The sequence below is a fragment of the Daejeonella sp. genome (assembly GCF_044232565.1).
Classification (GTDB): domain Bacteria; phylum Bacteroidota; class Bacteroidia; order Sphingobacteriales; family Sphingobacteriaceae; genus Daejeonella.
In genome coordinates this window covers 1-6,075 of sequence record NZ_JBIILQ010000172.1, presented here as the reverse complement: position 1 = coordinate 6,075, position 6,075 = coordinate 1, and the positions used below count along the sequence as shown (strand labels likewise).

Annotated in this window: 7 protein-coding genes and 1 pseudogene; 2 read left to right on the top strand and 6 right to left on the bottom strand. The window is 35.5% G+C overall.

Annotation, left to right across the window (positions count from 1 at the left end; translation table 11 throughout):
- A pseudogene (locus ACILQF_RS09635) lies at positions 1 to 288 on the top strand (adenylosuccinate lyase); the annotation flags it as partial.
- An 80-nt stretch (positions 289 to 368) separates the two neighbouring features.
- Positions 369 to 932 (top strand): NifU family protein, encoded by a 564-nt coding sequence (locus tag ACILQF_RS09630; protein WP_395627199.1) that lies wholly within the window; start codon positions 369 to 371, stop codon positions 930 to 932.
- Between the two features lie 39 nt (positions 933 to 971).
- Here ACILQF_RS09630 and ACILQF_RS09625 read toward each other — a convergent pair whose 3' ends face one another.
- From ACILQF_RS09625 to ACILQF_RS09600, 6 genes are all read right to left on the bottom strand, one after another.
- Complete coding sequence (locus tag ACILQF_RS09625; RefSeq protein ID WP_395627198.1) at positions 972 to 1,439, bottom strand: heme-binding domain-containing protein; 468 nt, start codon at positions 1,437 to 1,439, stop codon at positions 972 to 974.
- A 30-nt stretch (positions 1,440 to 1,469) separates the two neighbouring features.
- The gene (locus ACILQF_RS09620) at positions 1,470 to 2,261 is read right to left on the bottom strand and encodes an inositol monophosphatase family protein (protein WP_395627197.1); all 792 of its coding nucleotides are present in this window, start codon (positions 2,259 to 2,261) and stop codon (positions 1,470 to 1,472) included.
- Positions 2,262 to 2,264: 3 nt separating this feature from the next.
- Positions 2,265 to 3,425, bottom strand: coding sequence for a prolipoprotein diacylglyceryl transferase (locus ACILQF_RS09615; RefSeq protein WP_395627196.1), 1,161 nt, complete (start codon positions 3,423 to 3,425; stop codon positions 2,265 to 2,267).
- An 83-nt stretch (positions 3,426 to 3,508) separates the two neighbouring features.
- Positions 3,509 to 4,828 carry a tRNA (N(6)-L-threonylcarbamoyladenosine(37)-C(2))-methylthiotransferase MtaB gene (gene mtaB / locus ACILQF_RS09610; RefSeq protein ID WP_395627195.1) on the bottom strand — a complete coding sequence of 440 codons (1,320 nt, stop codon included), beginning with the start codon at positions 4,826 to 4,828 and terminating at the stop codon, positions 3,509 to 3,511.
- Between the two features lie 71 nt (positions 4,829 to 4,899).
- Positions 4,900 to 5,466: a UbiX family flavin prenyltransferase gene (locus tag ACILQF_RS09605; RefSeq protein WP_395627194.1), complete on the bottom strand. Its 567-nt coding sequence runs from the start codon at positions 5,464 to 5,466 to the stop codon at positions 4,900 to 4,902.
- A gap of 93 nt (positions 5,467 to 5,559) precedes the next feature.
- A partial coding sequence (locus ACILQF_RS09600; protein ID WP_395627193.1) for a ThuA domain-containing protein occupies positions 5,560 to 6,075 on the bottom strand: 516 nt, incomplete at its 5' end.

Sequence of the window (6,075 nt, the reverse complement as noted above, 5' to 3'; positions counted from 1 at the left end):
TTAATCGCTTTAAAATCAACACTTAGAGGTTTTAATAAACTATTACTTCATGAATCTGCCATAGCGTCCGACCTAGAAGCAAACTGGCCTGTGGTTGCGGAAGCCATTCAAACTATACTAAGAAGAGAGGGCTATCCTAATCCATATGAGGCTTTAAAAGATTTAACTCGCACAAATCAGCAAATAAACCAAAATACTATTGCTGAATTTGTTGATCGTTTAAATATTTCAGACAAAGTAAAAGGAGAGCTTAAAGCAATTACTCCTTCAAATTATACTGGAATTTAGGCAGTCATTCACATGTCATAAATACTTTCAACCTACTTGTGGACCTAAAAAATGTTAATTTTGTATAATAAAATAAAATCATGAGCACTGCAACTTCAACAACAAACGTATATACAGAAATTACCCCTAACCCAGCAACTCGTAAGTTTTTAGTGAATAAACTATTAACTAACAATAGCATCGACTTTGCAACTAAGGAAAGTGCTGAGAAATCACAATTTGCTCGAGAACTATTCAAATTCAATTTTGTGACAGGTGTTTTCTTTGCAAGTAATTTTGTAACGATAACAAAATCAGAAAGCTCTAATTGGGACGATATTGAACCCATTTTGAAAGAGTTTGTAAAAGGTGCTGTTGAATCAGAATTTAAAATTGTTGAAAAAGAAGAAGCGCTGGCAAGTTTTGAGGGCACTGAAATTGAGATTAAAATTCAACAGATCTTACACGACTATGTTCGCCCTGCGGTTGAACAGGATGGTGGGGCAATTAGCTACCGATCATTTAAGGAGGGTATCGTTACTGTTGAATTGAGAGGATCATGTAGTGGTTGTCCTTCATCTACTATAACCTTAAAATCTGGCATTGAAAATTTACTGAAACGTATGGTTCCGGAAGTTACCGAGGTAGTTTCAGAAGCATTGTAAAAATTAAAGCCCTGAAAACCAGGGCTTTTTTTATTTTAATTAGTTTATTCTAGATTTTAACTCTGTTCTAATTCCTTGAGCCCAATTACTAATCTCCGTTTTTTGATTTTCAGATAATTTTGCATTCCCATGTATCAGCGTATACGATTGAAGAGGCATTTCGCCTTCTTGAATCATTTCAACTATCTCTTCTAATTTATGATCCGCTTTTTTAGGTTTATAGCTTAAAAACTCAGAGAAATTCAATTCAGATTTCCCTTCATTGACATGATCAGCAATCCACCATGCAACAGGCTGTATTTCAGAATACCATGGATATACTGTGTTGTTTGAGTGGCAATCATAACAAGCTGTTTGAATGATTTGCTTTGTGCTTTCAGGAGCAGAAAAGCCCGCAAAAATATCATTTGGACTTGCCAAATTGGATTGATTTTTATCGGGCCTGATGAATTGACCCAAAATGAATACTAATAAAATTGCTAGTAGGATTTTTTTAGTGATAGCCATATTTAAAGGTTTTAAAAATGCTTCTCTAATTTAATGAAAAAAATGCTTAATAACAAGTAATAACTCTTCTGAAATGAGTCCATTGGTTGCGATAATTTGTCTTTTAGCAATACATTGATTACCACCTTTAAAGTCAAAAACTTGTCCGCCTGCCTCTTTTACAAGAACAATTCCTGCGGCTACATCATAAGAGTTTAAGTTATACTCAAAGTAGCCATCAAACCTTCCGCTGGCAACATAGGCCAAATCAATTGCTGCAGATCCAATTCTTCTGATACCATGGCATTTTTGCATGAGCACTCTCAATACATTTAGATAAGGTTCTAAATCTGCAAACTCATAAAATGGAAATCCTGTAGCCAATAAGGTATTTTCTATTTGGGGTGCTTTGGAGACGTAAATAGGCTTTCCATTCAAAAAAGCTCCGCCATCCTTCCATGCCGAAAAGCATTCATCTCTATTTATTTCATAAACCACACCCAAAATGAGTTCTTCATCACATTGAAGGGCTATGCTAATAGAAAAAGTAGGAATACCATGAATAAAATTGGTAGTTCCATCGAGTGGATCAATTATCCAGGTATATTTTAAGCCTTGTTTGCTACTTGTTTTTTCCTCTGTAATAAATCCAGCTTCCGGCAGAAGTTCTGAAAGTCTATCGACAAGCTTTTGTTCTGCAGTTTTGTCAACATAGGAAACCATGTCATGCAATCCTTTATATTCAACCATATTGCGGTCAAACATTTTAGCTTCTTCACGAATAAATGAACCAACTTCATTACTTAAAGAAATAACTTGTTGGCAAAGATTCTGAAGGTTCATAAATTAGGCAATGGTGTATTTTTTACCATTTTTTATGGACCAAAAAATCCCAGTTATACCAAGAAGAATTAGAATCGTTGATATAAGTTCAGCTTGAGTAAAGCTTAAACCAAAGGCATGATACTTTGAGTTAACACGTATAGATTCAATTAAAAACCGTTCTAATCCATTGAATATTAAATAAATAGACCACATTATGCCTGGAGTTTTTATGCTATTACGAATGCTCCAAAGAAAAGCAAAGATGGCTAATCCCATTAAAACTTCGTAAAAAGGTGTAGGGAATACGGGCAATGGCAATTCATTACAAAAATTACCCACACAGCCAGGAATTGGAACGCCCTCTCCTACCACATTATGAGGGTATTTAAACGACCAAACCCAATCTGGAGCCCAACTTAGCCAACTAGGTTTTGCAGCAAGATTTACAATACCCCAATCACCATCTCCAGAAAGGTGGCATCCTATACGTCCAACGGCATAAGCGAGCATCATACCGGGACCGGCAATATCAAGCATATGAATCCATTTTATGCCATATTTATTGGCATGATAAAGAACGGCAGCACCACCCATAATCAAACCACCATAAAAAGTTAGTCCGCTAAAAGATAAAAGTCCGCCAATAGGATCTTTCACAAAATCATCCCAATATTCGAAATTATGAAAGAGTTTAGCACCCAAAAATCCCCAAATAGCAGCCCACATCAATAAAGTACCCATTATTTGGTAAGGGTGAACAGTTTCTTTTATGATTTTAGGCTGCTTTAATTTCTCCTTTTTATTTTCGGCATAGGCCCAATAAATAAACAAAGCAGCAAAAATAAGTCCCCCTAAAAAACTACCCCTAGTTGAAAGTATAAATTCCTGAGGATTAGCCACAAAAGCGGTATAATTCAATAATCCATCGAGAAGTTTAAACCCTACAAAAAAACCAAATATCCCATTTAGGATAAGATCTTGTGCAGATGCTGGTTCACCAATTTTTACCTCTCTTGTAAATGGTTTTACGAGACCTAATTTCTCTTTTCTTTTAAATTCTTGTGAAAGTGCCCAATACCCAGCTGCAAATGCCAGCGCTACAAAAAAACCAAAAGTTTGAATGGGAAGTGGGATATGTAAACCTGTTAAATATTCAATTAGGTGCGTGATGGTTGGGAACATATATTTTGAATAATATTGGATTATTTACAATGTTAAGCTAATCTATAAAATATGATTAGAATTATAATAAAAAGCCGAAGCTTTTAGTGTACAAATATTTCTGATGCTTCAGAAATCTCCATATCTCCGTCGGAAGCGATATTTTCAAGCTTAATCATTTTAATCTCATTGATTAGTAATGGATCGTAAGGTGCTTTAACTTTTACGTAATTACGACTAAAACCGTGCATGAAGCCATTTTTTTGATCAGCTTCAAAAAGAACTTCAGTAAAAACTCCAACTTGAGTTTCGTAAAAAGCACGACGTTTTTTCTCTGATAAAATATGCAGCATTTTACTACGCTCTGCACGTATCGAACCAGGAACAATACCTTTCATTTCTGCAGCATCGGTATTTTCACGTTCCGAATAGGTAAAAACATGCAAATAGGATACTTCTAATTCGTTCAAGAAATTATAAGTATCGAGAAAATCTTCTTGTGTTTCACCCGGAAAGCCGACAATAACATCCACACCTATGCAACAATTAGGCATTAGATTTTTTATATGAGCCACTCTTTCGGAATACAATTCTCTCTTGTAGCGTCTACGCATTAATGCAAGCACTTTATTACAACCCGATTGCAAAGGAATATGGAAATGTGGAACAAACTTTTTAGATTTAGATACAAATTCTATGATTTCATTAGAAAGCAAATTCGGCTCTATGGAGGAAATCCGAATACGATCAATGCCTTCCACATGATCAAGGGATTGAATTAAATCAAAGAATTTATCCTCACGAACACTATTTCTAATCCCAAAATCACCTAAATTAACTCCAGTAAGCACAATTTCTTTCACGCCAGATTGAGCAATTTCATTGGCCTGTTCAATCACATGACTTATGGTATCGCTTCTACTCGCTCCTCTAGCCAAGGGAATTGTACAAAATGAGCAAGTATAGTCACAACCATCCTGGACTTTCAAAAAGGTTCTAGTTCTTTCACCCAAAGAATAAGAGGGTATAAAATCTTTTGCCTCGGAGATATCCTGATTAAAGATTTGTGTTTTTTCTTTTTTTGTTAGATCAGTAATGTATTCGGTAATCATGAATTTTTCTGCAGCTCCCAACACGACATCAACACCCGGGATTTCGGAAATTTCTTTTGGTTTAAGCTGTGCATAACATCCCACAATAGCGATATAAGCATTTGGAGAGTGCTTCAATGCCTCTTTTACAACTTTACGACACTTTTTATCAGCATGATCGGTAACGGAACAAGTATTAATGAGATAAACATCTGCTTTGTCGGTAAAGGAAACCGTTTCAAATCCTGCCTCATTAAATTGACGCCCAATAGCTGAAGTTTCAGAAAAATTCAGCTTACAGCCCAGTGTATAAAATGCAACTTTTTTAGTCATGATAATATGCAAATATACAAAATGCACTTGAAATGGTCGACATGGGCATTAGGCTAGTGATAAATAGTGATTTATTGTTCACCCCAACGATAAGAATCGTGGCTAAAACCAGCCAAATCAATCACTCTGTTGACTACAGTTCCGGCTACTTCATCAAGGCTTTTAGGTAAACTGTAAAATGATGGAGTTGCGGGACAGATAATTCCGCCAGCTTCGGTTACAGTCTTCATGTTATTGATGTGTATTAAATTATAGGGACTTTCTCTAACGACAAGAATTAATTTTCTTCTCTCCTTTAAAACCACATCAGCAGCCCGACTAATTAGATCATCAGAAATACCACCTGCTATACGCCCTAATGTACCCATAGAACAGGGACAAATGATGAGCGTATCAAAACCTGCAGATCCTGAAGCGAAAGGAGCAGTAAAATCTCTTTTATCATAAAACGTAAATCCATAATCTTTAAAAGATTCGTTTCCAAGCTCATGTTTCCAAACATCTTTAGCATTATCCGACATAACAATGGCTAAATCAGCAATCTGATCTTTCAAAATGCTTAATTTATCAAATAAAACCTTGGCATAAATGGAACCACTGGCACCTGATATAGCTAGTACAATTTTTCGCTTCTTCATTTGGTTTTAAATTTTGATTGCTAATTAAACCTTTGATTATGTGACACAAATTAAGTCCTAATTTTCTTCTAAAAAGCTAGAAATAAAATAAAATTACTTAGCCATTGCATATTGAATTCCTGCAAGTACATGCTTTAAAAACAAGGGGTTTAAATATTTATCATCTGCATGACCAAGAGCGGTATAAAACGAGCGACCACCATCAAATTTATGATACCAGGCCACTGGGTGAAAGGCACCATTGGTACCACCTTGATAGCTAGATTCATCAACTGTTAGGATGACTTTTATATTGGGATTGATATTTTTAAAATTATAAATTTCTTCTTTAATGTTCCATTCGGCAGGTAAATGACTCGTTGCCGGATGTTTTTTACCTACCACTTTAAAAGTAGCCTGCTGCTGAATAGGATGACCATCAAAAACAGCACCTACTAATCTGCCATACCAAGTCCAATCATATTCGCCAGCAGAAGCACCATGGATACCCACAAAACCACCACCAGAGCGAATATATTGTTCAAATTGGGATTGTTGTTGGCTATTTAAAATATCACCAGATGTGCTTAAAAAAACAACAGTCTGATAATTTTTAAGTGTATTAATATC